Raw genomic sequence first — 1,331 nt, 5'->3', positions numbered from 1 at the left:
ATTGCACCCCAAATAAATCATACGTATGAACTAAGAGAAATTATAGATGGAGGAAGTATAGAAAGTACCACTCTGGCGGATTATCTACACAAGGAAGGTAAATGGTTACCAGTTACAAATAGCGAACATCTAACAGAAGCTTTAGCTGCTCTAAACTCAAAACTTAAACAGATGAACAATGATACATGGCGCACAAATGTATATAATGCTTTTCAAACGATATTAGAAGTAAATGATGGAAGTTACGGATTAAAGACAGCTATTAATAATAAAAATAAGTCTCTTATAAATCTAACTTAGATATAATATTCATCATAGATAGTTCAACTACATTTTTTCACTTTCTTCACTTTTTGATTGTAAAAGTATTAAGTTTATTGTTAGAATATTTATATAATAAATTTTTATATGTATTATTCTTACTAAAAAAATTAGGCCCTTGGGGTTCGTGAAAAGTAATCAATTTGTTCAATCACGAATTCTCTGGGTCTTTTTTTATTGCCCGAATTCGTATCGCAGAAGAAACATGAAATCAATTGAAGAGAACATACGTATAACAAACTAAACATCTATTACGAAATAGGGCAATCTATTAACAAAAATTTAGGGGGAATGAAAAATGGGTTTAAGAGTCTCAAGTAAAGTAAAAGAGTTTCAAATCGGTAACATCGTAGAGGTGACTAATCCGAATAGTGAGTGGTTTAATACTATGGGTAGAATTATCTGTTTAGAAGAAACTATTGACTATCCATACTTAGTTTTATTAGAAAATGAGATTTATGGTACATTCAAAAAGAATGAACTTAAGTTTATTGCGGAACAACCAACAATTATTTTAGAAGCTATTGATTTAAAGGGGTTCCCAATAAAACTCAATTTTCATGAAACAACAATAATTAACACTGGGAATGGTACTACACTACTTACACCAGTTGTAAAAGATGCATTTGAAGTTTTCACAGTAAAAACACCAAGCATCTTTTTCCATACTGAGTTGTGCTAAAAATTTTTATAGATGATTAACTAAGAATTTCATAGGAGACATTACCCTTGAGGTACGATAAAAAACATTCATCGTGACCTGAAGGTTTTTTTACTTTCAATGGTATGAGGTGATACAATGAGCGACTATAAATGTACTGTTTGCATCCATCAAAGGCAGCATTTCACTCCGAATACAGATATGAATCATTACTGGGAATCATATTGTATGCAGGAGCAGACTTTATTTAATCAAGGAGCAGCTGATTGTACCTTTTTTAAAGAAATCACTATGAAGTGCATTTACTGCGAAAAAGATGTACCTATCCGTTCATTAATTAAGGATTGCT

3 protein-coding genes are annotated in these 1,331 nt (G+C 31.1%); all 3 read left to right on the top strand.

The genetic code is table 11. From position 1 onward, the window contains the following. Positions 1-300, top strand: a 300-nt coding sequence (locus RCF13_RS02880) for a hypothetical protein (protein ID WP_308140827.1), incomplete at its 5' end; no start/stop codon positions are given. Positions 301-619: 319 nt separating this feature from the next. Beyond that, complete coding sequence (locus RCF13_RS02875) at positions 620-1,003, top strand: hypothetical protein (protein WP_086403703.1); 384 nt, start codon at positions 620-622, stop codon at positions 1,001-1,003. A gap of 117 nt (positions 1,004-1,120) precedes the next feature. Continuing rightward, positions 1,121-1,331: hypothetical protein (locus RCF13_RS02870; protein ID WP_308140826.1), on the top strand; the 211-nt coding region annotated here is incomplete at its 3' end.

Origin of the sequence: Stenotrophomonas maltophilia group sp. RNC7 (assembly GCF_030910085.1) — a bacterium.
Classification (GTDB): domain Bacteria; phylum Pseudomonadota; class Gammaproteobacteria; order Xanthomonadales; family Xanthomonadaceae; genus Stenotrophomonas; species Stenotrophomonas sepilia.
The sequence above is the reverse complement of the archived record's forward strand: the minus strand, read 5'-3'. Positions and strand labels throughout refer to the sequence as shown.

Coding starts and splice junctions, on each gene's coding strand:
- RCF13_RS02875 (WP_086403703.1), top strand. CDS start 620: ATGGGTTTAAGAGTCTCAAGTAAAGTAAAAGAGTTTCAAATCGGTAAC.